This window comes from Mesorhizobium sp. Ca11, from assembly GCF_020165275.1.
In the GTDB taxonomy this organism is placed as follows: Bacteria; Pseudomonadota; Alphaproteobacteria; order Rhizobiales; family Rhizobiaceae; genus Mesorhizobium.
The window spans coordinates 254,548-278,168 of record NZ_JAIUHU010000005.1 but is presented as its reverse complement, the minus strand read 5'-3'; the positions used below and the strand labels follow the sequence as shown (position 1 = coordinate 278,168).

Annotated in this window: 18 protein-coding genes; 5 read left to right on the top strand and 13 right to left on the bottom strand. The window is 63.5% G+C overall.

What is annotated here, in order from left to right; genetic code table 11:
* The first annotated feature begins 26 nt into the window (after positions 1-26).
* Positions 27-2,444, top strand: coding sequence for an FAD-dependent oxidoreductase (locus tag LB538_RS11620; RefSeq protein ID WP_224523168.1), 2,418 nt, complete (start codon positions 27-29; stop codon positions 2,442-2,444).
* 69 nt (positions 2,445-2,513) lie between these two features.
* The gene (locus LB538_RS11615; RefSeq protein ID WP_224523166.1) at positions 2,514-3,416 is read left to right on the top strand and encodes an SMP-30/gluconolactonase/LRE family protein; all 903 of its coding nucleotides are present in this window, start codon (positions 2,514-2,516) and stop codon (positions 3,414-3,416) included.
* A 27-nt stretch (positions 3,417-3,443) separates the two neighbouring features.
* On the opposite strand, the gene LB538_RS11610 is transcribed toward LB538_RS11615, so the two are convergent.
* From LB538_RS11610 to LB538_RS11565, 10 genes are all read right to left on the bottom strand, one after another.
* On the bottom strand, positions 3,444-4,361 hold the full coding sequence (locus tag LB538_RS11610; RefSeq protein ID WP_224523165.1) for an allantoinase PuuE: 918 nt from the start codon (positions 4,359-4,361) through the stop codon (positions 3,444-3,446).
* Between the two features lie 22 nt (positions 4,362-4,383).
* The gene (locus LB538_RS11605) at positions 4,384-5,460 is read right to left on the bottom strand and encodes a pyridoxal phosphate-dependent aminotransferase (protein ID WP_224523162.1); all 1,077 of its coding nucleotides are present in this window, start codon (positions 5,458-5,460) and stop codon (positions 4,384-4,386) included.
* 255 nt (positions 5,461-5,715) lie between these two features.
* Positions 5,716-7,812, bottom strand: a complete 2,097-nt coding sequence (locus LB538_RS11600) for an ABC transporter permease (RefSeq protein ID WP_224523153.1) — start codon at positions 7,810-7,812, stop codon at positions 5,716-5,718.
* Entirely contained in the window at positions 7,809-8,870 is a 1,062-nt protein-coding gene (locus tag LB538_RS11595; RefSeq protein ID WP_140839232.1) for a glycine betaine/L-proline ABC transporter ATP-binding protein, read from the bottom strand. The genes LB538_RS11600 and LB538_RS11595 overlap by 4 nt, the downstream gene beginning before the upstream one ends.
* A 93-nt stretch (positions 8,871-8,963) precedes the next feature.
* Complete coding sequence (locus LB538_RS11590; RefSeq protein WP_224523151.1) at positions 8,964-9,902, bottom strand: ABC transporter substrate-binding protein; 939 nt, start codon at positions 9,900-9,902, stop codon at positions 8,964-8,966.
* An 83-nt stretch (positions 9,903-9,985) separates the two neighbouring features.
* Entirely contained in the window at positions 9,986-10,813 is an 828-nt protein-coding gene (locus tag LB538_RS11585) for an SDR family NAD(P)-dependent oxidoreductase (RefSeq protein WP_224523150.1), read from the bottom strand.
* An 18-nt stretch (positions 10,814-10,831) separates the two neighbouring features.
* Positions 10,832-11,602 (bottom strand): glucose 1-dehydrogenase, encoded by a 771-nt coding sequence (locus LB538_RS11580; RefSeq protein WP_224523148.1) that lies wholly within the window; start codon positions 11,600-11,602, stop codon positions 10,832-10,834.
* Positions 11,603-11,610: 8 nt separating this feature from the next.
* A complete protein-coding gene (locus tag LB538_RS11575; RefSeq protein ID WP_224523146.1) occupies positions 11,611-12,117 on the bottom strand; it encodes an acetone carboxylase subunit gamma in 507 nt (168 codons plus the stop codon).
* A 6-nt stretch (positions 12,118-12,123) separates the two neighbouring features.
* Entirely contained in the window at positions 12,124-14,319 is a 2,196-nt protein-coding gene (locus tag LB538_RS11570; RefSeq protein WP_224523144.1) for a hydantoinase B/oxoprolinase family protein, read from the bottom strand.
* 14 nt (positions 14,320-14,333) lie between these two features.
* Complete coding sequence (locus tag LB538_RS11565; RefSeq protein ID WP_224523142.1) at positions 14,334-16,475, bottom strand: hydantoinase/oxoprolinase family protein; 2,142 nt, start codon at positions 16,473-16,475, stop codon at positions 14,334-14,336.
* Between the two features lie 110 nt (positions 16,476-16,585).
* On the opposite strand from LB538_RS11565, the gene LB538_RS11560 reads away from it, so the two are divergent.
* Entirely contained in the window at positions 16,586-17,368 is a 783-nt protein-coding gene (locus LB538_RS11560; protein WP_224523141.1) for a helix-turn-helix domain-containing protein, read from the top strand.
* Between the two features lie 456 nt (positions 17,369-17,824).
* Here LB538_RS11560 and LB538_RS11555 read toward each other — a convergent pair whose 3' ends face one another.
* Both LB538_RS11555 and LB538_RS11550 read right to left on the bottom strand, forming a co-directional pair.
* The gene (locus tag LB538_RS11555) at positions 17,825-18,709 is read right to left on the bottom strand and encodes an NAD-dependent epimerase/dehydratase family protein (protein ID WP_224523139.1); all 885 of its coding nucleotides are present in this window, start codon (positions 18,707-18,709) and stop codon (positions 17,825-17,827) included.
* A 73-nt stretch (positions 18,710-18,782) separates the two neighbouring features.
* Entirely contained in the window at positions 18,783-19,940 is a 1,158-nt protein-coding gene (locus LB538_RS11550; RefSeq protein ID WP_224523138.1) for a mandelate racemase/muconate lactonizing enzyme family protein, read from the bottom strand.
* Positions 19,941-20,234: 294 nt separating this feature from the next.
* Here LB538_RS11550 and LB538_RS11545 point away from each other — a divergent pair, with 294 nt between their 5' ends.
* Positions 20,235-21,221 carry an aldo/keto reductase gene (locus LB538_RS11545; protein WP_224523136.1) on the top strand — a complete coding sequence of 329 codons (987 nt, stop codon included), beginning with the start codon at positions 20,235-20,237 and terminating at the stop codon, positions 21,219-21,221.
* 78 nt (positions 21,222-21,299) lie between these two features.
* On the opposite strand, the gene LB538_RS11540 is transcribed toward LB538_RS11545, so the two are convergent.
* Positions 21,300-21,995, bottom strand: coding sequence for a FadR/GntR family transcriptional regulator (locus LB538_RS11540; protein ID WP_224523134.1), 696 nt, complete (start codon positions 21,993-21,995; stop codon positions 21,300-21,302).
* Positions 21,996-22,339: 344 nt separating this feature from the next.
* Between LB538_RS11540 and LB538_RS11535 the strand changes: the two genes are divergently transcribed.
* Positions 22,340-23,620 carry an ABC transporter substrate-binding protein gene (locus LB538_RS11535; RefSeq protein WP_224523132.1) on the top strand — a complete coding sequence of 427 codons (1,281 nt, stop codon included), beginning with the start codon at positions 22,340-22,342 and terminating at the stop codon, positions 23,618-23,620.
* The last annotated feature ends 1 nt before the right edge of the window (position 23,621 follow it).

The window sequence follows — 23,621 nt, the reverse complement described above, 5'->3', positions numbered from 1 at the left end:
GCCGAACAAAGGGAAGAAATCTCGATATGCGTACTCATGCACAAGCCGTTGTCATTGGCGGTGGTCTGATCGGCTGCTCGATCCTCTATCATCTCGCCAAGTTCGGCTGGACGGATGTCCTGCTTCTGGAACGCAGCGAGCTGACCTCCGGTTCGACCTGGCACGCGGCCGCCAACATCCACGGCCTGCATGATTCCACCAATATCAGCCGGCTGCAGCACTACACGATGGCGCTCTACAAGGAGCTGGAAGCGGAGACCGGCCAGGGCTGCGGTATCTTCCAGCCGGGTTCGCTCTATCTGGCCCAGACCGAGGCCCGCGAGCATCAGCTGCGGCTGCAGGAAGCCAAGGCGCGGCGCTACAAGATGAACTTCTACGAGGTCGGTCGCGACGAAGCGGAGCGACTGCATCCGCTGGTCGATTTCGACGGCATTCGCTGCGTCATGTATGAGCCGGAGGGCGGCAATGTCGATCCGTCGGGCGTGACTGCGGCTTACGCCGCGGGGGCGCGGCAGCGCGGCGCGGAAATCCATCGCTTCACCCCGGTCACGGCGACCGAGGCGCAAGCGGACGGCAGCTGGATCGTGCGCACGCCAAAGGGCGATATCCGCACGCAATGGGTAGTCAACGCCGCCGGTCTGTGGGGCAGGGAGGTCGCCGCCATGGCCGGGCTGCAACTGCCGTTGATCCCGACCGAGCACCAGTATTTCGTCACCGAAACCATTCCGGAAATCGCATCGATGGGACGGCGGCTGCCATCGGTCGCCGATCGCGACGGCGAATATTATCTGCGCCAGGAAGGTTTGGGGCTGCTGATCGGCGCCTACGAACGCAACATGAAATTCTGGGCCGAGGACGGCACGCCGATGGATTTCGGCCATGAGCTGTTTCCCGACGATCTCGACCGCATCGAGGAAAACATGATGCGCGCCATCCAGCGCGTTCCGGCGGCGGCCGCCGCCGGTGTCAAGAAGGTGATAAACGGTCCGATGATCTGGTCGCCCGACAGCGCGGTGCTGTTCGGGCCGGCGCCGGAGCTCAGCAATTATTTCTGCTGCAACGGCATCATCCCCGGCTTCTCGCAATCAGGCGGCATGGGCAAGCTCGCGGCCGAGTGGATGATCGAGGGAGAGCCTTCGCTCGACATGTTCGGCTGGGACATGGCGCGCTTCGGCCATTGGGCCGGCAAGGCCTTCACCAAGGCGCGCGTGCAGGACCAGTACAGCCACCGTTTCAAGATCCATTTCCCGAACGAGGAGCGCGCCGCCGGCCGTCCGGTGCGGACACGGCCGGTTTACGAGATGCAGAAGGAGATGGGCGCCGTGTTCGGCCTCAATTTCGGCTGGGAGCATCCGCTTTGGTTCGCGGCCGAAGGCGAGCCGCGCGAGGAAACGATCGGCTTCACTCGGCAGAACTGGTGGGGGCCGGTCGGCCGCGAGGCGCGTATGCTGCGCGAGTATGCCGGCATCATCGACATCTCCAATTTTGCCAAATACGAGATAAAGGGGCCGGACGCGGAAGCCTGGCTGAACGCGCTCTTCGCCAATCGCATGCCGGCCAAGGTCGGCAACTCTTGCCTGACGCCGCTGATCGGCAAGCGCGGCGGCATTGCCGGCGACTTCACCGTGACCAGGCTGGCGGAAGACGAGTTCATGGTGATCGGCTCGGGCATGGCCGAACGCTTCCACCAGCGCTTCTTCAAATCGGTGCCGCTGCCGGAAGGCACGACCTTCCGCTCGCGTACCGAGGATCTCGGCGGCTTCAACGTCGCCGGCCCGAAATCGCGCGAGCTCCTGCAGCGGCTCACCAATGATGATCTGTCGAACGAGGCCTTCCCGTTCATGCGCTCGCGGCAGATCACCGTCGCCGGCGTCGACGTCGTGGCGTTGAGGGTTTCCTTCACCGGCGATCTTGGCTGGGAGCTGCACTGCAAGTCGGCCGACCAGGTCGAGCTCTACCGCGCGTTGCTCAAGGCGGGCGCGGAAGTCGGCGCCGGGCCGGTCGGCTCACGGGCGCTGATGTCGCTGCGCGTCGAAAAGGGCTATGGCAGCTGGAGCCGCGAATACTCGCCGGAATACTGGCCGCAGGAGGTCAAGCTCGATCGCCTGATCAAGACGGACAAGCAATTCCTCAACCGCGACGCCTATCTCGCCGTCGCCGACAAGCCGGCGCGGGATGAACTCATCATGCTTTCCGTGTCGGCCAAGGATGCCGACGCGACCGGCGGCGAGCCGATCTTCCTGCCGGACGGCACGCCGATCGGCCAGGTGTCATCGGGCGCCTACGGTTATTTCGTCAAGCAGTCGCTGGCGATGGGCTACGTCAAGGCCGGAACCGCCAAGGCGGGCGACAAGGTGACTGTCGCCATCCTCGGGCGGCCGCATGATGCGGTGCTGCTCGCGCATCCGCCCTTCGACCCGGAGGGCAAGCGGCTGCGGTCGTAAGTCGCCAAGCCGCTGGAAGCGCACGAAATTCGAAGAGGGCCTCAACTACGAAAACAAAAGGGGAATCGCATGATCAAACGGCATTTGCTGGGCACGATGCTTGCCCTGGTTCTGACGTCCGCCGCGCAGGCGGCCGACGTCAAGGTGGTCAATGACGACGCGTGGTTCGCCGAAGGTCCGAGCTGGTATCAGGACAAGCTGTTCTACGTCGAATATGGCCGCGGCACGGTCACTGTCTGGGACGGCAAGAAGAACGACATTTTCTGGAAGATGGATGGCTGCGGCCCCTCGGCCGTGCTGCCGACCACCACCGGCGAGTTCCTCGTCACCTGCTACGACAACAACACGATCGGCCGCATCTCGGCCGACGGCAAGACGCTGCCTGCCTATGACAAGGACACGGACGGCAAGCCGTTCATCGGACCGAACGATTTCGCGCCGGACAAGGATGGTGGCGTCTATTTCACCGGCTCCGGCAAGGGCGGTCCGCTGATCGACGCTTCGGCCTATTACATCGGCAAGGACGGCAGTGTGAAGAAGGTCGCCGGCGACCTGCACAATGCCAATGGTCTCGTCATGTCGAATGATGGGAAGATCCTCTATCTGGTCGAAACCGAGGACAACCGGATCATCAAGTTCGACGTTTCGTCCGACCACAGCTTGAGCAACCGCCGCGTGTTCCTGGGGCTCGACGATCTGTTCCCGAACCAGCCGCATATCTGGCCCGACGGCATCAAGATGGACAAAGAAGGCGAGATGTATATCGGCCAGAGCCCGCGCTCGCTCGACTCGCCAGGCAAGATCATCGTCGTGGATAAAGACGCCAAGCTCTTGCGCACGCTTTCGGTGCCGTCGCCGTCGATGCCGAACTTCGCCTTCGGACCGGACGAGAAGGTGCTTTATGTGATGGCGCTCGACCAGATCGATGCAGCACCCTGGCACGGCAAGGTCTATGAGGTGCCGAATAAATAGAGACTTCGCTGGTAACGGCTCGGTGGCTTAGCCGCCGAACCGGTCCAGCCAGTGGCGGGCGAGGTCGGAGCGGCGGCAGACCCAGATGTCGGGATTGGCGGTGATCTTGTCGAGGAAGCGATCCAGCCCGACCATTCGCCCCGGCCGCGCCGCCAGCCGGCAATGCAGCGACACCGTCATCATGCGCGGGGTCTTCTGGCCTTCCTTCAGCAGCCAGTCGACGCCGTCGCTGACATAGTCGAAGAACTGGCTACCGGTCTCCAAGCCTGAACCGCGCGAAAAGCGGCTGTCGTTGTTGTCGAAGCTGTGCGGCACGACGAGGTGCCGCTTGGCGCCGACATCGACGAAATAGGGCAGGTCGTCATTGTAGTCGTCGCAGTCGAACAGGAAGCCGCCATGCTCGACTACCAGCCTTCTCGTGTTGAGGCTTGGCCGGCCGGTGTACCACCCGAGGGGATCGATGCCGGTGATGTTTCGCACCGTGTCCACCGTCATGGCGATGTGCTGGCGCTCTTCCTCCTCGCTGAGCGGGGCGTAGTCGATCCAGCGCCAGCCGTGGCAGACGATGTCGCTGCCAAGTGCTGCGATCGCCTTGCCAGCCGCCGGGTTGATCTCAAGCGCGCGCCCGACAATGTAGAAGGTCGGGATGACGCCCTTGTCCCGGAACAGCGAGATGAGCCGCCAGACGCCGACACGCGAACCGTATTCATAAAGCGATTCCATGTTGCGGTTGCGCAGGCCCGGCACGGCGGGCGCGACGGCAAGGTCGGACAGGATCGTTTCGGAAACGCCGTCGCCTTCGCCGATCGAGTATTCCGCACCTTCCTCGTAATTGACGACGATGTTGAGCGCCAACTTTGCGCCGCCGGGCCACTCGGCCGGCGGAGGCCGCTCGCCATAGCCGATGAAATCGCGAGCGGGCAGGTACGGTGCGTCTGACGTCATGAAATCCCCTCGGATGAAGCCCTTACCAGCATTGCCGGCCGCGCAGGGCGGTCAGGATACGCAGCGCGCGGTCCATGACTTCCTGCGGCCCGATGGTGATGCGCAGGCAGTCCGTCAGGCCGTAACCGGAGAGGCCGCGCACGATAATGTCGACGCCGCGCAGGGCACTGTCGGCGGCGGCCGCTGCCGCCGCGTCGGCAAAACGCGCCAGAACGAAATTGGTCCGGCTTTCGGGGACTTCGTATCCGGCCGCTCGCAAGCCTTGCGCGAAGCGGTCGCGAATGTCGGCGGTGCGGGTTACGATTGCGCGCGTATAGGCTTGGTCCTCTAGCGCCGCGACGGCCATGGCGAGGCTCACCGTCGAGACCTGGTTGGAGTTCTGCATCTTGCGCACCTCGGCGGCGATCCGCGGCGCGAACAAGCCCCAGCCGATGCGCGCGCCGGCCAGCCCATATGCCTTGGACAGACTACGCAGGATGACGGTGTCGCCGCGCCCGGCCAGCGCGAAGACGGCTTGCGGATCCTGATCGTCGAATTCGCCATAGGCTTGGTCGACCATCAGGAGAACGTCGCCGGGAAGGGCCGCGCGCAGGCGCAGCAGCTCCGCGTTCTTGATGCGCGTGCCGGTCGGGTTGCCCGGATTGCAGACGAACACGATACGCGTCGCCGACGTCACCGCCGCCAGGACGGCGTCGATCGAGACCTCAAAGCCGCGCTCCTGCGCTTTGGCATAGGTCGCCCCGACGCGCGCGGCCGCCGAGGCGGCGAAATTATAGGCATAGTCCGTACCCAGCACGTCAGCGCCCGGTCCGGCGAAGGCCGCGATGGTACAGGCAATCAGCTCCATCGAACCCGCGCCGCACAGGATGAGATCGCGCTCGATCCCATAGGTTCTTGCGATCGCGTCGCGCAGCAAGGTCCAGTCCGGGTCCGGGTAGAGATGGCTGCGTGCCACAGCGACCCGGCCGGCTTCGATTGCCTTCGGGCTAGGCGGGAAGGCGCTCTCGTTCTGGGCTAGCGTGGGCCGGTCGAAGCCACCGAAATTCGCCAAGGCAAAAGCGGACATGACCTGGACATGGGTAGTTGCTTTCACAGGCACGGCATATCCATGCAGGTCTGGCGACCAAATTTGTCGGCAAGGTCTTCCGGAACGGAAGCTATGGCACCGCGACCAAGCCGCAAAGCAAAATTAGCCGGTGCAATGACTGCGGGAATCTGGCCCATGGGAGGGGCCATGTCCAGGCTCTTTTCTTGGATCACATAGGCCGGCCTGAAGTCTCCGCTATCGGCGCCTCCGGGCGAATCATGTTGTTTTTCAATAACTTAGAGGTTTCGCGGCTTTGTGGCGTCAGATTCAGCTGACTTCGTCGGCCCTGCCGCTGACGCCCGCCTGGATCAGCCGGTCGGCGAGGATCGCCAGGAAGGCGATCGACAGGCCGGCGATCAGGCCCATGCCGGCATCGGCCTTGCCGAGCGCGACATAGACTGCCTGGCCAAGATCGCGCGTGCCGACGAGCGCGGCGATTGCCAGCATCGACAGCGTCGCCATGATGGTCTGGTTGAGGCCAAGCATGACGACCGGCAAAGCCAGCGGCAGCTTGGCCTGCAGCAAGGTCTGCATCGGCGTCGCGCCCATCTGCTCGACCGCCTCGACGACATCGGGACGGACATGCCGCAGCCCGTGCTCGACATAGCGGATCGGCGGCACGATGGCGTAGAGCATGATGGCGATCAGCGCCGTGAACTCGCCCACCTTGAAGAACATCAGCGCCGGGATGAGGAAGACGAATTGCGGCATCGTCTGCAGCGCGTCGCAGATCGGCTTCAGGATATGCGAGACTCGATCGCTGTGCGCCGCCCATGTGCCGAGCGCGCCGCCGATCAGAAGGCAGAGCAGGACCGCCAGCGTGCAGAGATAGAGCGACTGCACCAGTTGCGGCCACAGCCCGTCGATCAGGATCAGCCCGAAGCCGACAAGCGCGAAAAAACCGAGCCGCGGCCCGGCCACCTGGCCGGCAAGCAACGCGACGGCAAGGATGAAGGCAGGCCAGGGGAGATTGAGAAAGCCGGTATAGAGAACAAGGCCGGCGGCCAGCACGGCCAGCGCCCCGCGCCAACCGAAGCCGCGCAGCGCCAACACGGCCAAGGCCAGCACCAGGACGAGATAAGCCGCGAGCACCGAAGATGGCAATGTGAAGCCCCACATTGCCGGCGTAGCCGAGCCGGCGATGCCGACGCGCATCGGCAGAAGCAGGCAGTAGAGCACCGCATTGCGCACGCCGTTGAAGAACCAGGCGTAGTCGCGCACGAGCGCCAGCAGCCATTGGTTGACGGCGCCCATCTGCATGCGCAGACCGGTTTCCGGCAGAAGCGCCGCATCTGGCGCGGCCAACCGGATGACCACGGCGAGAGCCAGCGCACCCGCCAGTGACAAGGCCAACCGGCGCGGCGTCATCCAGCGCATGGCGGGCGTCGGCCCGGTCTCCGGCGCCTTCGCGAAGCCGATGGTGAGGCGGTCGATGAGGATGGCGAGCAGCGCGATGACGAGGCCGGAGAGGATGCTCTGGCCGAATTCGGCCTTGCGCATCGAGGAGAGCACCTCCCAGCCAATATCCTCGAAGCCACCGATAATGGCGGCGACGATGACCATCGACAGCGCCGCCATGGTCGTCTGGTTGAAGCCGACGAGAAGCTGCGGCAGCGCCGTCGGCACCTCGACCTGCCAGAATTGCTGACGGCGCGTGCAGCCGCTCATCAAGCCGGCCTCGCTGATGGCCGCCGGCACACGGTCCAATCCGAGCATGGTGTTGCGGACCATCGGCGGCGTCGCATAGATCGCCGAGGCGATCAGCCCAACCACCGGACCGAAGCCGAACAGGAGCAGGAGCGGAATGAGATAGGCGAAGGCCGGCACCGTCTGCATCAGGTCGAGCGCGCCGAGCAGGACCGGACGCCAGCGCGGGCGGGCGTAACCCAGAAAGCCAAGCAGGAAGCCGAGCACGGTGGAGATCGGCACCGCCAGCAGCACCAGCGCTAGCGTGTTCATGCTCTGCGGCCAGTAGCCGGCGAGCAGGATATAGGCGAGCGTGGCGAGCGCGAAGATCGCCAACCGCTCACCGCTCGACTTCAGCGCAAGGGCGGCGATCGCCAGCATCACCGCCGGCCAGGGCAGCCAGGCGAGCGCCAGCCGCGCGCCGCGCATCGGCGCATCGAGCAAAGCGGACAGCGCCCGGAAGGCCGGTTGGATGACGGCGACGACAATGTCGGTCACGGCGTTGATGTAGGTAGCCAGCGGCAGCGTCCATTGCTTGGGGAAATTGACCAGCCAGGGAAGCTCGGTTTTGAGAAGCAGGCAAAGCGCCGTCAGCACGGCCAGGCCGCACCAAGGCAGAAGCGCCGGTTCCACCACGAACCGCGATGAGGGTCGAAATGCCGCGGCCGGCGCCGTCATGAGTTCTTGCGCCTTGCCTGCTCGCGTTCGAGCACCGCGAGCACGGCGCTGGCGTCGAGCACCGCCGGCGGGCTGTCACCCACCCCGGAAACGGTGAAGGCCGTGGCGCCCGCGGCGAGTTGCGGGATGAGCGCCTCGAGGCTGGTGTCGGCGACGACGCTTCGTTCCGGCAACAGCGCGCCATTGGCGGGCGTGGCGATGTCGCCGGCCGTGATGACGCGCAACAGCGGCATGTCCTCGGTGAACTGCGCGACATAGTCGTCGGCCGGGTTGAGCACGATGTCGGCGGGACGGCCGATTTGCACGATCTTGCCGGCCCGCATGATCGCCAGCCTGTCGGCAAGCCGGAAGGCCTCGGCGATATCGTGGGTGATGAAGATGATAGTCTTCTTCAGCATGCGCTGCAGGCGCAGGAACTCATCCTGCATCTGCTTGCGGATCAGCGGATCGAGCGCCGAGAACGGCTCGTCGAGAAACCAGAGCTCCGGCCCCACCGCAAGCGAACGGGCGATGCCGACGCGCTGCTGCTGGCCGCCGGAGAGCTGGTGCGGGAAGGATGCCTCGCGGCCTTCGAGTCCGACCAGCGCGATCATCTCGCGGGCGCGCGCCTCGCGTTCCTTCGCCGGCTTGCCCTGGATTTTCAGCGGGAAGGCGACATTGCCCAACACGTTCAGATGCGGCAGCAGGCCGAAATTCTGGAACACCATGCCCATGGCGTGGCGGCGCAGCTCGATCAGCTCCTTGCCGCTGGCGGCAAGCAGGTTCCTACCGTCGAGCAGTATCTCGCCGGCGCTCGGCTCGACCAGGCGCGACAGGCAGCGCACCAGGGTCGACTTACCGGAGCCGGACAGACCCATGATGACGAATATCTCGCCGGTCGCCACCTCGAAGCTGGCATCGACCACGGCCGGCAGATGCGCCTCGGCGCGCAGGCGCTCGGCCAGCGCATCGGGATCGATGATATAGCCGCGCGAGTCGAAGTAATAGGCCGGGCGCCGGCCATAGACCTTCCAGACATTTCGGCAGGCAAGCTTTATCGGACGCGCGGCCGTGTTCATCCTTAACCACCCGTGCCGATCGCCCGCCCGGCTCCGCGCAGTGCGGAAACCGGGCCTATGGTGCCCTCGGCCTTTGCCAGGCACATCGGCGAATTATCCTTTGGCGGCGTCGAGCCAAGGTTTCCACACCGTCTCGTTCTTGTCGATCCATTCCTTGACGACGGCGTCGAGATCCTTGCCTTGCTTGTCGACGGCCAGCATCATCTTCTGCTGCTCGGCCGCATCCATCTTGAAGGCCTTGAGGAAGGCGTAGGCCGCCGGCCATTTGGCGCCAAAGCCCGACCAGACGATCTTGTCGACATCAGGTGGGGTGATGCAGTGCTCGTTGGTCTGTTCCTTGCAGGGCGGCATCGTCACCCAGCCGACGTCGTTCTCGGCCAGCGCGTAGTGCGGACCCCAGAACATCATGATGAGCGGCGTCTTGGCGGCTTCGGCGGCTTCCAACTCGGCCACCAGCGCGCCTTCGGAGCCCGACGGCACAGCGGTGTAGGGCATGTTGTTGTCGGCAAGGATGGTGGCCGCGCGCGAGCCCCAATCGGCCGGGTAATCGAGGAAGCGGCCATTGGGCGCGGTTTCGGGCGTCGCCAATGCCTGCACGCATTCGGGCTTGTTCAGCGCAGTCCAGTCCGGCAGGCCGGGGCAGACCTTTTCCATGAATTTCGGATAGATCCAGCCTTCCTGCGTCTTCAGATCGAGCTTGCCGATGTCCTCGATCTGCTTGGCGGCCAGCACTTTCGGATAGATGTCGCCGACATTGTTCAACCAGATCTCGACCGATGCGCTGAGCGAGCCGTCGGCGAGGCCCGAAAATTGCGGGAAATTGCCGGCGGTGACGTATTCGACCTTATAGCCGAGCTTCTCCAGAAGCTGGCCTGCGATGTGCGTGGAGACGTGCGCGCCCGTCCATTCCAGCATGGCGAGCTTGATCGGCTCGTCCTTCGCGCCAAGGTCGGCGCTTTGCCCGGCCGTCGTTGCGGCAAGCATCAGCGCGAGGCCAAGACCGGCCCCTTGCAAGGCATTTCTTATTTTCATGTCAGTTCCCCTGTCTGTTGATGGTCCTTCCGTCTATGCCGGTCTCCTCCCACGAGACCGGAATCCATCGCCCCCCACCGACGCTACCACAAGGCGCCGCCGGTGATCTGGATGTTTTCCATGGTGATCCCCCTGGCGAGGTCCGAGCAAAGGAAGACGGCGAGCGCCGCGATTTCCTCCGGCTGCATCATGCGCCCCTGGGGATTGCCTTTCCTGAACTCGTCCATCAGTTCCTCTGCGCTGCGGCCCTTGCCTTCGCGCTCGACGACCTGCGCCACGTTGCGGCGCATCAGCTCGGTCTCGACCCAGGTCGGACTGATCATGACGCAGGTGACGCCGTGTGCCGCGCCTTCGAGCGCCACGCAACGCGTCAGCCCGAGCAGGCCGGCCTTGGATGCGCAGTAAGCAGGATTGTCCTTCCAGCCGACGGAAGCCGCGGTCGAGCCGATGTTGACGATGCGGCCCCAGCCGCGTTCGATCATGCCGGGCAGGACCGCGCGGGTCGTACGGAACGACCCGGTGAGATTGGTGTCGACGATCTTGTCCCAGAGCTCGTCGGAATGGCCGCAGACCGGTTGCTCGGCCGTGGTGCCGGCGGCGTTGACCAGGATGTCTGCCGGGCCGACTGCCGCCTGGGCTTCGGCAAAGAAGAGATTGGTGAGCGCGCTGTCGCGCACGTCGAGATGGGCGGCGTGCGCCTTGGTGCCGTGGGCGGCCAGCGCCGACGTCACGCGCTCGATCTCGTCGGCGCCGGGATAGTAGGCGGCATCCGCCCTGTCCGCGTGCGGCGGCGCCACGTAGGAGCCGACGGCGACATTGGCGCCGGCCTTGGCGAGCGCCGTGGCGATGGCAAAACCCATGCCGGAAAAGCCGCCGGTAACGATGGCGCTGCGGCCGGTGAGGTTGGTCATCGCGAACGTGCTCCGTGTTCACACTGCAAGATAGCCTCCGTCGACGACCATTTCGGAGCCGGTGACGAATTTCGATTCGTCCGAGGCGAGGTAGAGGACCATGTAGGCGATGTCGTTGGGTTCGCCGAGGAAGCCGATCGGATGGCGCGACAGCGCCTTCGCCTTCTCCTGCTCGAGCGTGCCCAGATCGCGCAGATAATTCTCGGTCTGCGGCGTCCAGATATAGCCGGGGTGGATCGAATTGCAGCGGATGCCGTAGCGCTGCTCGGCACAGTGTACGGCCACCGCCTTGGTCAAGGTGCGCACGCCGCCCTTGGAGGCGCAGTAGGCGGCAAGATCCGCCTCGCCGATGACGCCGTCGATGGAAGAGAGATTGATGATCGATCCGCCGCCGGATTTCTTCATCAGCTTGATGCCTTCCTGGCAGCCGAGGAAGACGCCGTCGAGGTTGATCGCCATGGTGCGCCGCCATTCGGCTAAAGAGGTATCCTCGATGTTCCGAGCGATGGCGATGCCGGCATTGTTGACCAGCACGTCGAGCCGGCCGAAGCGCTGCTCGATCGCCGCCATGGCGGCAGACCAATCCTCGGGCTTCGAGACGTCATGGCGAAGCGCCAACGCCTCGCCGCCAACTTTGACAATCTGCGCCGCCGTATCGCCGGCGAGCCTCTCGTCTATGTCGCTGACGACGAGCCTGGCGCCTTCCGACGCCAGCAAAAGCGACGACGCCCGTCCGAGGCCGAGACCGGCCCCGGTAACGAGCGCCACCTTACCTGCGACGCGGCCCATTTGCGGCATCAGCCTCCTTTGTTCGACGGCTCCAGCGGCTTGCCCAGCCAATCGCGATAGAACCCTTCGAGATCGGGCTCGAAATCATGCACGATCGGATAGCCGGGCGCGGCCGCCTCGACCTCATGCAGCGTGCCACATTCAGGGCAGATGAATTCGCGGATCTCCATCCAGTCCGGATCCGGCAGATCGCTGTTGGGGTAGATCTCGCGCAGCGTCTCCTCGCTGTCGCGCACGATGATCGCCGCCTTCAGCTTCCAGTTCTTGCGATAGTCGCCGAAGGAATGGCCGCATTCGCATTTCGTCACCCGCTCGTCGCCGCTCTGGCAGATGAAGAGATGGTCGCCGACCGGAAGCAGGATCGGATCGCTCCAGCCGACGCGGTCCTGCAGCACCGAGACATATTTGAAGAAGCGGTCGTCGTCCTTGTAGGCGCTCATGATGCGGCGCGTCTGCGGCCAGGGCAGCGTGCCGGCAACCAGGTCGGCGATGACTTCGTTGCTGTATGAGGTCATGGTCCCTTACTCCACGCCGAAGGTCGATTTGGCGTCGACATCCCAGAAGGTCGAAAAATCCTTGGTGAAGCGCGGCGAAAGCTTGATCGCGCTGACATACATCTTCCTCACCTCGGGCGCGAAATCGGCCGCCTTCACCCGCTCGCGCTCCTTGGCGATCCACTCCGAAACCGGCTTTGCACGAGCCAAACGTCGCGCCCGCATCTCGGCACGATGGCGGTTGGTGGCCTCCAGATTGGCGATCGGGAAGCCTTCCTCGTCCTCATCGAGCACGATGCCGAAGATGCCTTCGGCAGCCTCCTTGGTGAGGAAGCCGTTCTCGACATCCCAGGCGGTCTTGACCGGATCGCGCTCGAGCACATCGCCGTAACCGCCGCCGCCATTGTAGGAATGGGTGAAGACGTCGCCGGTTTTGTGGGGTGCTGTGATGTATGGCCCTTCGAGCGTCACATGCTCGCCTTCCAGCCGCATTTCCAGCTCCGAGCGGTACGGGTTGGTGCCGGTGTGGTGGGCCAGCGGCGCGCCATTTTCGGCCAGCTCGAAGATGTTGCTCTCGCGCACTGCGCGGTGCTTCTGGCAGGTCGGCGCCGGATAGCCGCCGCAAAGCCCGCCATTGTCGAAGACGCGCGAGGAATGTTCGGACGTGACCAGCCTGAGATGATCGGTCTTGCTCACCAGCCAGGTCGACAGGAAGGAGCAGCCGCCGCGATATTTGCCGGCGCCGCCGGAATTGGGAACGATGGACCTGCCGATATAGAGCATCGGCATGTTCTGTTCCCAGATCTCGATATTGCCCATGTCGGATTCCGGGTTCCAGCCGACATAGGCGGTGTCCAAGCCGTCCTTGATCGCGAGCGCGCCGGACCCGGCGGCGGCGCATTCGAAATGCGCCATGCCGAAGGGCGTGCCGTATTGGCTGGTGCCCCCCATCTCGATCATCGGGCTGTTGACCTGGCCGACAAAGGCCTCCTCGACGAAGCCGCGGGCGATGAAGGAGCGCGACAGGAGCCGCTGGAAGACGCCATAGGCGGGCAAAAGCAACGCCCAGGAAGTCGCCGTCGCCACCATCTCGTTGTCGGGGTTGGTCCAGGTGCCCCTGGGCAGCTTCAGTTCGGTCGCCATCCAGGCGCCGTCATTGACGAGACCTTCGAAATTCATGTGCTGCGTCAGCGTCACGAACATGCCGCCATCCATGCCGGCCGGCGTGCAGTTCATCGAATGGTAGCCCCAGGGCTGCGTGCCCTCGAAGTCCATGACGATCTTGCCGTCGATGGTGATCTCCATCTCGATCGGCATGTTGTAGAGCCAGTCGGGATCGCCGAGCGGCTGGTAGCCGGGCTTGCCCTTGGTGACGTGCCCGTAAAAAGTGTGGCCGCGATAGATGCCGGGCACAGTGAGCTGGCGCGTGCGGGCGAGCTGGGCGCGGCGGCCCTCCTCGATGAATTCCTTCGACACCTGCATCCAGTAGTCGAGGCCGATCTCGTCGATCAGCGCCTTGACGCTTTCGCGCATGTCGATGCACGACGCCACCTTGGCCTTCTCGTCCAGCACCCAGTAGATCGGCATGCGGAGATTGCGCTCGCAGCGGATGACGTAGTCGCGCCGAAGCTCGTCGTTCTCGCCGACCTTCTCGGCGCAGACGAAGAGGCCCTCGGTGAAACGTTCCTGCGCCAGCGCAACGTCGCCGCCCGGCGTGATGCCGCCGGCTTCGAGCTCGTGGCAGACCGCACCGGCCCAGCCGACGAGCTTGCCGGAATGGAAGATCGGCACCACGTCCATCACATCCGGCACCTGCACGGTGCCGATGAAGGCGTCATTGTTGGCGAAGATGTCGCCATCACGGATCTGCGGGTTTTCCTCGTAGCCGTTGCGGATCATCCATTTGATGAAGCGGCTCATCGTGTGCACATGCACCATGATGCCGTTGGAAAGCGCGATGGCATCGCCTTCCGGCGTGTAGATGGCGACGACCATCTCGCCGACCTCGCGCACACCGGGCGAGGCGGAGATGCGGCGCGCCATCTCGCGGGCCGATACGCAGTAGGCGCGCAATTTGGTGTGCAGCGTCTCGAATTTCAGCGGATCCTGGTTGCGCAGCTTGAGCTCGGTGATGCCGTCATAGCAGCCGGTCTCGTCCATCAGCCGTTCGGATTCGAGCAGCCTTTCGCGGATGCGCAGCGCAGAGGCGGGTTTGTCCAGCATGGCGTTCGCCCTTCTCAAGCGTGAGTGTAGTGCAGCAGCGTCCATTCATCGACATGGACGCGATCCTGCGGATGGACGACGAGCGTCGTCGCCGGATGTTCGATGATGGCGGGGCCGACAACTTCGTGGCCGGGTTGCAGCAAGTCCATCTCGTAGAGATTCGCCTTGTGCCAGCGGCCCCCGATATAGGCCTCGCGCACGCCCTTGTGGGCGGACGCTGGATCGGATTTGCCGAGCGGCCGCTTGACCAGCATCGGCTTGACCTTGTCGGCGGTGGCGATCAGCCCGAGCTCGGTGATCGAGAAGCCGGCCTCGCCATAGCGCGAGACGCGGTGGTTGACCTTGGCATAGACCGCCTCGAACTCGGCGATGACCTTGCGCATGTCGTCGGCCGAGCGAACCGCCGACAGCGGCGCCATGACCTCGACGTCCTCGAGCTGGCCGGTGTAGCGCATCATCAGGAACGGCACGGTCTTGATCTTGTCGTGGCTGTGGCCGTCGGCGATCATTTCGTCGACCGCAGCCTTGGTGAGATCGTCCCAGACATTGGTCACCTTCTTGCCAAAGGTCTGCAATTCGTCATCGCTGGCGCGGGCGCCGATGTCGATCTGCGTCGACACCGAATGGCGGCGCATGAAATCGGCCGTGGTGCAGCCGAAGGCCGAGAAGGCTGCGGCGAACTGGAAGGTGATGATGTCCTTGAAGCCGATGCCCCTGGAGCAGCCGGCGAGATGCAATGGCCCCGAGCCGCCATAGGACAGAAGCGTGAATTCCGAGGGGTGAATGCCCTGGCCGGAGATGACGCGGCGGAGCGCATTGTTAGCGTCGGCCTCCAGCATGTCGATCATGCCTTCGGCAGCTTCCTCGACACCGACGCCGAGAACGCGGGCGCATTTCTCCTCGAAGGCTTTGCGCGCCTTCTCGACCTGCAGCACGACCTTGCCGCCGAGGAAGTAATGCGGGTTCAAGCGGCCGAGGATAGCATCGCAATCGGCGATGGTTGGTTCGGTGCCGCCCTTGGCGAAGCAGATCGGGCCGGGATCGGAACCGGCGCTTTCCGGTCCGAGCGAGACTTTTCGGGTCAGCGGGTCGACCTTCAGGATCATGCCGGCGCCAGCGCCGATCGTGTCGAGATGCAGCGTCGGCACGTTGAGCTTGAAGCGGTCCATCAGCGGTTCGTTCTCGATCCGCGTCTGGCCGCGCGTGATGACGCCCATGTCGAAGGACGTGCCGCCCATATCCGAGCAGATCAGCGAGTCGTTGCCAATCAGCTTGCCGACATAGGCCGCGCCGAGAATGCCGCCGATCGGCCCGGAGATCATCGTCTCGTGCAGGCGCGGATGGTCGATCGAGGTCAGGCCACCGAAGGAGAGCAGCGTCTGCACGCCATATTTGAAGCCGTATTTCTTGGAGACGTCCTCAATGCCCTTGAGCTGCTTGCGGCCGCGCGAAGTGGCGTAGGCCTCGATCAGCACCGAGTTCAGCCGCGACTGCTCGCGGATGACCGGACGCACCTCATGGCTGGTGTAGACGAGGATGTCGGCGCCGGCGGTGGCGATCTCCTCGCGGCAGATCTCGGCAATGCGTTTCTCATGCGCCGGATTGACGTGAGAGAAGATGGTCATGATGCAGATCGCCTCGACCTTGTCGGCAATCAGCTTCTTGGCGGCCGCATGCACCTCGTGCTCGTAGAGCGGCAGGATGACGTCGCCGAACTGGTCGATGCGCTCGGTGACGCCATGGGTGCGGCGGCGCTGTACCAGCGGATCGGGATGGTGATGGGTGACCGCGTGCAGGCGGTCGGCATAGGAATAGTCGGCCCAGGCCTGCAGGCCGCGCCCCATCAGGATCATGTCCTCCAGGCCCTTGGTGGTAATCAGCCCGAGCTTGCGGCCGGTGCGCGACAACAGCGTGTTGAGCATACCGGTGCCGGAATAGAGCACGACATTGACGCCTGAGAACAGGTCATGCAGCGAGATGCCCCAGGCGTCGGCCGCATCCTCGGCGGAGGCGAGGAAGCCTTCGGCCTCGTTCTTCGGAGTGGTCGCCGACTTGCCGATCTTGAAGTGGCCGTCCTGATCGACAAGGATCGTGTCGGTCATGGTGCCGCCGGCGTCGATGCCGATGACGATTGGGTTGGTGGTAATCTGGTCCACGGGTCGCTTTCCCTTGCCGAGAGTGACCGCAGGCTAGATTCCCAAAGCCGGATCGCGCCATATGCCTAAAGACACAATGACGCTTGGGCCGGGTTCGCCGAGAAAAGGGCATGCGCATGGGCAACATCTGGGCGCCGCTGGCCAAGGCGATCGCCGCCACCGGCACCGACCGGCATGTCGACTGCCTGATCGACCTGATCGGCGCCGACATCGCGCATGACCTGGTGACGGTGACGCGCTACTCGGCGACCAAGACGCCGGAATTCGTCAAGCACCGGCGCTTCTCCGACGAGATGGTGCGGCGCTATCTCGACAATTACTACGTCTTCGATCCGTTCTATGCCTCGTGGCGCAGCCAGCGCCGGCTAGGCATCATGCCGCTGAAAGGCCTGGCCAATGAGGAGGCCAAACGCGGGCAGTACATAGCCGGTTTCCTGGCGCAGTCGGAAATCTGCGACGAGGTCGGCATCATGCTGGCCGATGGCGGCGACTGGTGCCTCGGCATCTTCCTCGACCGCTCGACGGTGTCGTTCAAGGACAGCGAGATCGCGCTGCTCACCGAGCGATTGCCGGTGTTCGAGGCGCTGCATGCGCTGGACATCAAAGCACGCGGCTCAGACTTCTCCCGCACCTCGGCGCCCAGTGGTCCCGGCGCCTCGCCGCAGCAGAAGCCCAGAGTTCCGGAAAGCCTCTGGCCCGAGCTTTCATCGCGCGAGCGCGAGTTGGTGCAGCTCATCCTCGCCGGCCATCCCACCGCCAACATTGCCGAGCGGCTCGGCATCACCGTCGGCACGGTGAAGAACCACCGCCGCCGCATCTATGAAAAGCTCGACATCACCACCGAGCGTGAATTGTTCCTGCAGTTCTTCCAACATCTGGGCCCAGCAGCGTAGCTGACATCGGTCAGGAGCAGCGAATCGCTGAACCGGATCGATTCAATGCTCTTGCGGCCGGATATCGGTTCTGAGCCAGATCACAATGCGAGAATAATGTCCGTTCTTGAAGGTTCGCTGCCCTAAGCTGCCGGCCCGCTTGCGGCCCAAACGCCGACCGCAGCTTATCCTTTGACTTCCGGGGTTGAAACGTCCCTACAGGTTTAGTCGCTGTAAATCTCTCGACCTCGACAAGAACTGACTGCGCGGACGGACCTTGCCCGAGGTGAGAGGTACCTTCATCGCTAGTAAGCTCGGAAGAGAAATCATGTTGACGCTCTGCCGATTGTGATACGGCGCGGCATTCGGCCTGGGTGGCTTGTCACCGGCCTGACGCTTGGAACGAGCTGGTCAGAGATCGGCCGGATATAGTGGCTCTATCAAGCCGGTCGCCGCTGCCCGTGGGGCACGATCGGGTCACTGTGTCCGCCAGTCATACTCTTGCCGGAACCCAAGGACGTCGCGCAGCTTCCGGTTGGAGATCGGTCCCTCAAATGCGTCCATGGCGCGGGTGACCGGTATGTTGGGCACATGCTTCCTGAGAAACTCCGCCGTCGGCAATTCAGACACGATGGTGTCGTTGACGGCGTTGAATATCTGGAATCCCAACCCGTCCCTCTCGACGCACAGGTCGACGATCTGACCGAGATCGCGCACGTCCATATAGGTCCAGGCGTCGCGCCGCCGCTTCGAGGGATCGGCCAGGAATTCCGGAAAGCGGGCATAGTCCTTCGGCTCGACGACGCCACCGATCCGCAGGGCATAAATGTCGGCTCCCGTGCGGGAGGCGAAAGATCGTGCGATTTTTTCGCCGAGCAGTTTGGAGAGGCCGTAGCTGTCGGTCGGATCGACGTCGTAGTCCTCATCCACCGGAAACGATGAGAAGTCGCGTTCGCCTTCGGCAAAGCAGACGCCATAGACCGTTTCGCTGGAAGCCGTGACGATCTTGCGGATACCGAGCTTGGTGGCGGCTTCGATCACGTTGTAGGTCGACTGCACATTGGCGGCGAACATGGCGTTGTCCGGCCGCAGGAATATCCGCGGCAGCGCCGCGAAATGGACCACCGCATCGACCGGCCGGCGGCCCTTGCCGCCGAAATATTCGTTGAACCCGAAATGCAGCGTCAGTGCATTGTAGGCTTCGCCGGCATCCGCAAGGTTGGTAATAACAGTATCGACCCCGGGCATGTCCAACGGCGTCAGGTCGAGGTTGAGAACATGATGCCCGCGCTTTAGAAGGTAAGGTATGACGTGGCGGCCGATCTTGCCGCTGCCGCCGGTGAAAACGATCCGCTTGCCCATGGCCTCCTCCTGACGGTCTCTTTTTGCCGAGCAGCGCAGCGCCCGGCCAGAAGAGTCTTCATCCGATCATCCGCTACTCAAAAATGCCGAAGCCAGGAACCGCGTGCTTGCACACACCATCCATGTCGAGCTCGACGCCGATGCCGGGAACGTCGGACACCGCGATATGGCCGTCCTCGACGATGGACCTTGCGCCGTCCGGCAGGCGGACATAGCTGTCCCACGCGTCCCGTTCCTCGAGCGCGTGCCATTCCAGCACCAGGAAGTTCGGCACGCTGGCGCAGACATGGCATGTCGCCATCGTGCCCAGCGGCGTCGACACAAGATGCGGCGCGAAGGGCACGTAGTACATCTCGGCGAGGTTCGCGATCTTGCGGCTTTCGGCGAGGCCGCCGCATTTCGGCACATCGGGCATGACGACGTCGGCGCCGTAATTCTGGAACAGCTCGCGAAAGCCCCAGCGCAGATAGAGGTTTTCACCGACGCAGATCGGCGTTTTCGTACGCATTCTGATCTGCTTCAGAGCCTCGACATTTTCCGCCGGGATCGGCTCTTCGAGCCACAGAAGATTGAAGCGCTCCATCTCGGCGGCGATGCGGCTGGCGCTCAGCACGTCGTAGCGCGCATGCAAATCGATGCAGAGATCGATGTCGGGGCCGACCGCTTCGCGCACCGCCGCCACACGCTCCACCATGAAGCGGAGTTCCGCGCCGTTGATGGTGTGGTTCATCCGGTCGAATTTCGTTGGATGGTGCAGATTGTCGATGTCGAACTTGAGCGCGGTGAAGCCCTCCTCAACCATGCGGCGCGCGCGCGCCGCACAGCCCTGCGGCGATCCCGATTCGTCATCGCCGTCGCCGCAATCCGCGTAGAGCCTTATCCGGTCGCGGAACTTGCCGCCGAACATGCGGTAGAGCGGCTGGCCGGCGGCTTTCGCCGCCACGTCCCACAGGGCCATTTCGAGCCCGGTGAGGGCGATGAGAAAGACGCCGGCCTGCGCGCCGGAAAACACGTGATCGCGGCGGATCTTGTCCCAGCAATATTCGACATTGCGCGGATCCTGGCCGATCAATTCCGACTTCAGTTCCGAAATCAGCCCCACGATTGCGGCGGCACCTGCATCGGGGTTGGCTTCGCCATAACCGGAGATACCGGCGTCCGTATCGATCCGGATCAGCGTCGCCTTGCCGTGATAGGCGACGACCGCTGTCTTGATATCCACGATCTTCATCGGATCCTTCTCCCCGTAATGGCGTCGCACTTTACAGCACACAATTCTGGCTAAATGCCAACTTGTCTAATAAGCATACAAGATTGCCGAATGGGGCGTAAACCCCCTTTGAGAGATTTTGCGTCAGCCGGCTTCAGAGCCTCCCGCCCTACCTTGAATTATTTGGGAATTTGCGGTTTTTTGGCAACGAATTGCGATTCCCGGAGAACGCACTTGTTAGACGAGTATATAAGCGTATAAATTGGGTAACGGCAGGGCCGTGGCCCATATATGCCGCCAATCGGGAGGAACAGGATGCAACAGCGACAGCTGGGATCGTCGCCGGTCAAGGTATCGGAAATCGGACTTGGGACTTGGGGCATGTCGGGCGCGTTTTGGGGCGCGGCCGACGATAAGGAATCGATCCGGGTGATCCGACGCGCGCTCGAGCTTGGCATCACGCTAATCGATACGGCCGAGGCCTATGGACACGGCCATGCCGAGGAAGTCGTCGGCGAGGCACTGGCCGGCCGCCGCGACAAGGCCGTCATCGCGACCAAGGTCGCGCCCAATCATCTGGAACCCGCCGCGATAGAGGCGGCGCTCGACGGTTCGCTGAAGCGCATGCAGACAGACCATGTCGACGTCTATTTCGTCCACTGGCCGAACTCGCAGTTTCCGATCGGCCCGACCATGGAGATGATGGAGCGGCTGCGCGCGTCAGGACGGATCAAGGCGGTCGGCGTCTCGAATTTCAGCACCGCCGACATGGACAGCGCCCGCCAGCATGGCGTCATCGACGTGCTGCAGCCGCCCTACAACATGCTCTGGCGCGAGGTTGAGGCCGAAACGCTGCCTTATTGCCGCAAGCACAATATCGGCGTCATGCCATACAGCGGCCTGGCTCAGGGACTGCTCACCGGCACGCTGTCACCGGGCACGAAATTCGTCGAGGGCGATGAGCGGCGCACAACGGTGCTGTTCCAGCCGGGCACCTATGAGCGGGCGGTGAATGCCGTCGACCTCCTCAAGCCGATCGCGGCGCGCTACGGCAAGACGGTTCCGCAGCTTGCGATCCAGTGGCTCACCAGCAGGCCGGGCGTCAGCTCGCCGCTGGTCGGCGCCCGCACCGTCAAGGAGCTGGAGGAAAACGTCGAGAGCGCCGGCTGGACGATTCCCGACGCGGACATTGCCGCCATCGACAGGATCACGGCCCCGATCTGGGCGGAAATCAAGGACAAGGGCGACATGTTCGGTTTCCGCGCACGCCAGCGCCAGGAACAACAAGCGAAGAGGGCCTAGGGCCGCCTCTCAATTCAACGCCGTGTCCTCCCGGCACGCTGCGGCGCGGCCAGCGCAAATGCTGGCTGCGCTGCTTCTTCACCGAGGCAAGCCGACCGCTGTGGTTTTCTTGAGGTGCCGGCGCATCGCTTCTTCGGCTCGCTTTTCATCGCGCGCCACGAGCGCCTCGTAGATTGCCCTGTGCATTTCGGTCGCGGAGGGAAGCGCATGGGGCATCTGATTGCTGATGCGCCTGCTTGCCATCTGCCACCATCGGGACGAATACATGAAACGGTCGAGAATCCTGTTCTGCGCCGCGCGGCAAATCTCCATGTGGAAATCCAGATCGAGCTTCAGATAGGCATCCGGATTGTCCTCGCTGGCCGACATCGCCGCCAGCAAGGTGCCAAGACGCTCGAGGTTTTCCTTGGTCATATGCTTGGCCGCGATGGCGGCGATGGCCGGTTCGATGATGATCCGCGTAGCGTGCGCTTCGGCCAGGATCTCGCGCATCTGCTCGTGCGGCAGCCAGTCGATGAGCAATGGGCTGAGATAGTCCCACTCCTCGGCTGGACGCAGCACCACGCGCCGGCCCTGCGCGATCTCGATCATATCGAGCGACGCCAGGATCTTCAGCGCCTCTCGCGCGACCGCGCGCGAGACCCCGAACTCCTGAAGGATCTGCTGTTCCGAGGGCCCCTGGGCGCCGGCGACACCGCTGGCGGCGATGCGTCGCGCCAGCACACCAGCTACCTGCTTGGGCAAAGTTTGAAGCTTGACCTCGACGGTATCCATCACTAACATCCACTTGTCTGATAAGCTTATAGGCTGATAGCTAGATATGCAGTCAACTTATCTCATAAAAACGCTCACTAGCCTATAACACGGCCTGCGGAAAGGGATCGAGCGGTGTCCAGTCGCCGTGCCCTCTTGCCGCCGTCCGAGATCAAGATCGATACGCCTTACCAACTGAGGCGTGTTGGAGCGCAAGTGCCCGATCGCCCGGAGGCTCGCAAGCGTCGTCCGGGAACCCATACAGGCAGTCTCGCCGCGGGAGGAGCACGCCGGCGGACTGTCGAGGGCGAAAGTCGTCGGCCGTCCCTGGACGGACCGATCCATCAAACCAGGAGGAGATTGTGATGTCCGGAACCTTATCGAGACGCAAATTCCTTGCCGCGAGCGCGGCGGTGACGGCCGGCTCGCTTGCGGCGCCGTGGGTTGCCAGGGCAGACGCTAAAGAGATCACCGCATTGCTGATCACGGGCGGCCCGCTCTATCCCAAATATTGGGAGAAGATCGTCCAGGACTTCACCGCCAAGACCGGCATCAAGGTTCGCTACGACCTCCTGGAATTCACGCCCCTGACGGCGAAGGTGGTCACGTTGAGCGCGGCACGGTCGAGCCAGTACGATGTCTACAGCACCCACACCGCGCAGATCGATTCCTACTTCAACCATTTCGCGCCGCTGAACAGCTATTTCAGCGACTCCGAGCTGGCAGATTTCTATCCCGTCGCGGTTAAATACCTGCGCGATCCCAAGACCGGAAATCTGGCGGCGATTCCGCGCAACATGGATGCGCGCGTTCAGTATTACCGCAGCGACATCTACCAAGAGAAGGGCCTGAAGCCGGCCGGAACCTGGGAAGAACTCGTCGATGTCGGGCTAAAACTCACTGGCAACGGGCACTATGGCCTTGTCGTGCCGGGGCAGGGGGACCCCGCCCAGCGCACCTTCAGCGACCTGCTTTGGCAGGCAGGCGGTGACTGGGTCGACCAGGCCAACAAGCCGGCGTTCAATTCCGAAGCCGGCATCAAGGCGCTCACCTTCTATCGCGATCTGATCCAGAAGCACAAAATCGTGCCGCCCGACGCCGTTGGCTATCAATGGAACGAGAACTCGACGGAATTCTCGTCCGGCACGGTCTATGCCACTTTCGATTGGCCGGGCGCCTTCGCCACCCTGTCTAATCCGGAAACCTCGCGCGTCGTCGGTAAATGGTCGACGGCGCCCTATGTGCGGGACAAGGAGGCGATCTCATGCGCCATCTCGCATGCCATGGCGCTGAACGGCCAATCCGGACGCAAGGAACCCGCCGTCGAGTTCATCAAATACACGGTCAGTACCGACGCCCAGCGGCTCCAGTTCGACCAGTTCACCAACTTCCCGAGCAGCCAGAGTCTGGCCAAGGAAGTGATCGCTGCGGCCAAGGGCCCGCAGGCCACTTGGCTGCAGCAACTCGAGACGACGATCGCGAACGGTAAGGAATGGCCCAAGCTCGCCGGCTTCTCGAAGGTCTGCACCTTGATGTTCTCGGCCATCGAGCAAGCCCTGTCAGATCAGGTTTCGCCCGCCGACTCGCTCAATCAGGCGGCGAAGGAGGCGGAAGAGATCATGCGCCGGGCCGGAGCTTACGACTGAG

Excerpts from the sequence above, each read along its gene's own strand:
- LB538_RS11620 (WP_224523168.1), top strand. The coding sequence starts at position 27 with ATGCGTACTCATGCACAAGCCGTTGTCATTGGCGGTGGTCTGATCGGC.
- LB538_RS11615 (WP_224523166.1), top strand. The coding sequence starts at position 2,514 with ATGATCAAACGGCATTTGCTGGGCACGATGCTTGCCCTGGTTCTGACG.
- LB538_RS11610 (WP_224523165.1), bottom strand. The coding sequence starts at position 4,361 with ATGACGTCAGACGCACCGTACCTGCCCGCTCGCGATTTCATCGGCTAT.
- LB538_RS11600 (WP_224523153.1), bottom strand. The coding sequence starts at position 7,812 with ATGACGGCGCCGGCCGCGGCATTTCGACCCTCATCGCGGTTCGTGGTG.
- LB538_RS11595 (WP_140839232.1), bottom strand. The coding sequence starts at position 8,870 with ATGAACACGGCCGCGCGTCCGATAAAGCTTGCCTGCCGAAATGTCTGG.
- LB538_RS11590 (WP_224523151.1), bottom strand. The coding sequence starts at position 9,902 with ATGAAAATAAGAAATGCCTTGCAAGGGGCCGGTCTTGGCCTCGCGCTG.
- LB538_RS11585 (WP_224523150.1), bottom strand. The coding sequence starts at position 10,813 with ATGACCAACCTCACCGGCCGCAGCGCCATCGTTACCGGCGGCTTTTCC.
- LB538_RS11580 (WP_224523148.1), bottom strand. The coding sequence starts at position 11,602 with ATGGGCCGCGTCGCAGGTAAGGTGGCGCTCGTTACCGGGGCCGGTCTC.
- LB538_RS11575 (WP_224523146.1), bottom strand. The coding sequence starts at position 12,117 with ATGACCTCATACAGCAACGAAGTCATCGCCGACCTGGTTGCCGGCACG.
- LB538_RS11570 (WP_224523144.1), bottom strand. The coding sequence starts at position 14,319 with ATGCTGGACAAACCCGCCTCTGCGCTGCGCATCCGCGAAAGGCTGCTC.
- LB538_RS11560 (WP_224523141.1), top strand. The coding sequence starts at position 16,586 with ATGCGCATGGGCAACATCTGGGCGCCGCTGGCCAAGGCGATCGCCGCC.
- LB538_RS11555 (WP_224523139.1), bottom strand. The coding sequence starts at position 18,709 with ATGGGCAAGCGGATCGTTTTCACCGGCGGCAGCGGCAAGATCGGCCGC.
- LB538_RS11550 (WP_224523138.1), bottom strand. The coding sequence starts at position 19,940 with ATGAAGATCGTGGATATCAAGACAGCGGTCGTCGCCTATCACGGCAAG.
- LB538_RS11545 (WP_224523136.1), top strand. The coding sequence starts at position 20,235 with ATGCAACAGCGACAGCTGGGATCGTCGCCGGTCAAGGTATCGGAAATC.
- LB538_RS11540 (WP_224523134.1), bottom strand. The coding sequence starts at position 21,995 with ATGGATACCGTCGAGGTCAAGCTTCAAACTTTGCCCAAGCAGGTAGCT.
- LB538_RS11535 (WP_224523132.1), top strand. The coding sequence starts at position 22,340 with ATGTCCGGAACCTTATCGAGACGCAAATTCCTTGCCGCGAGCGCGGCG.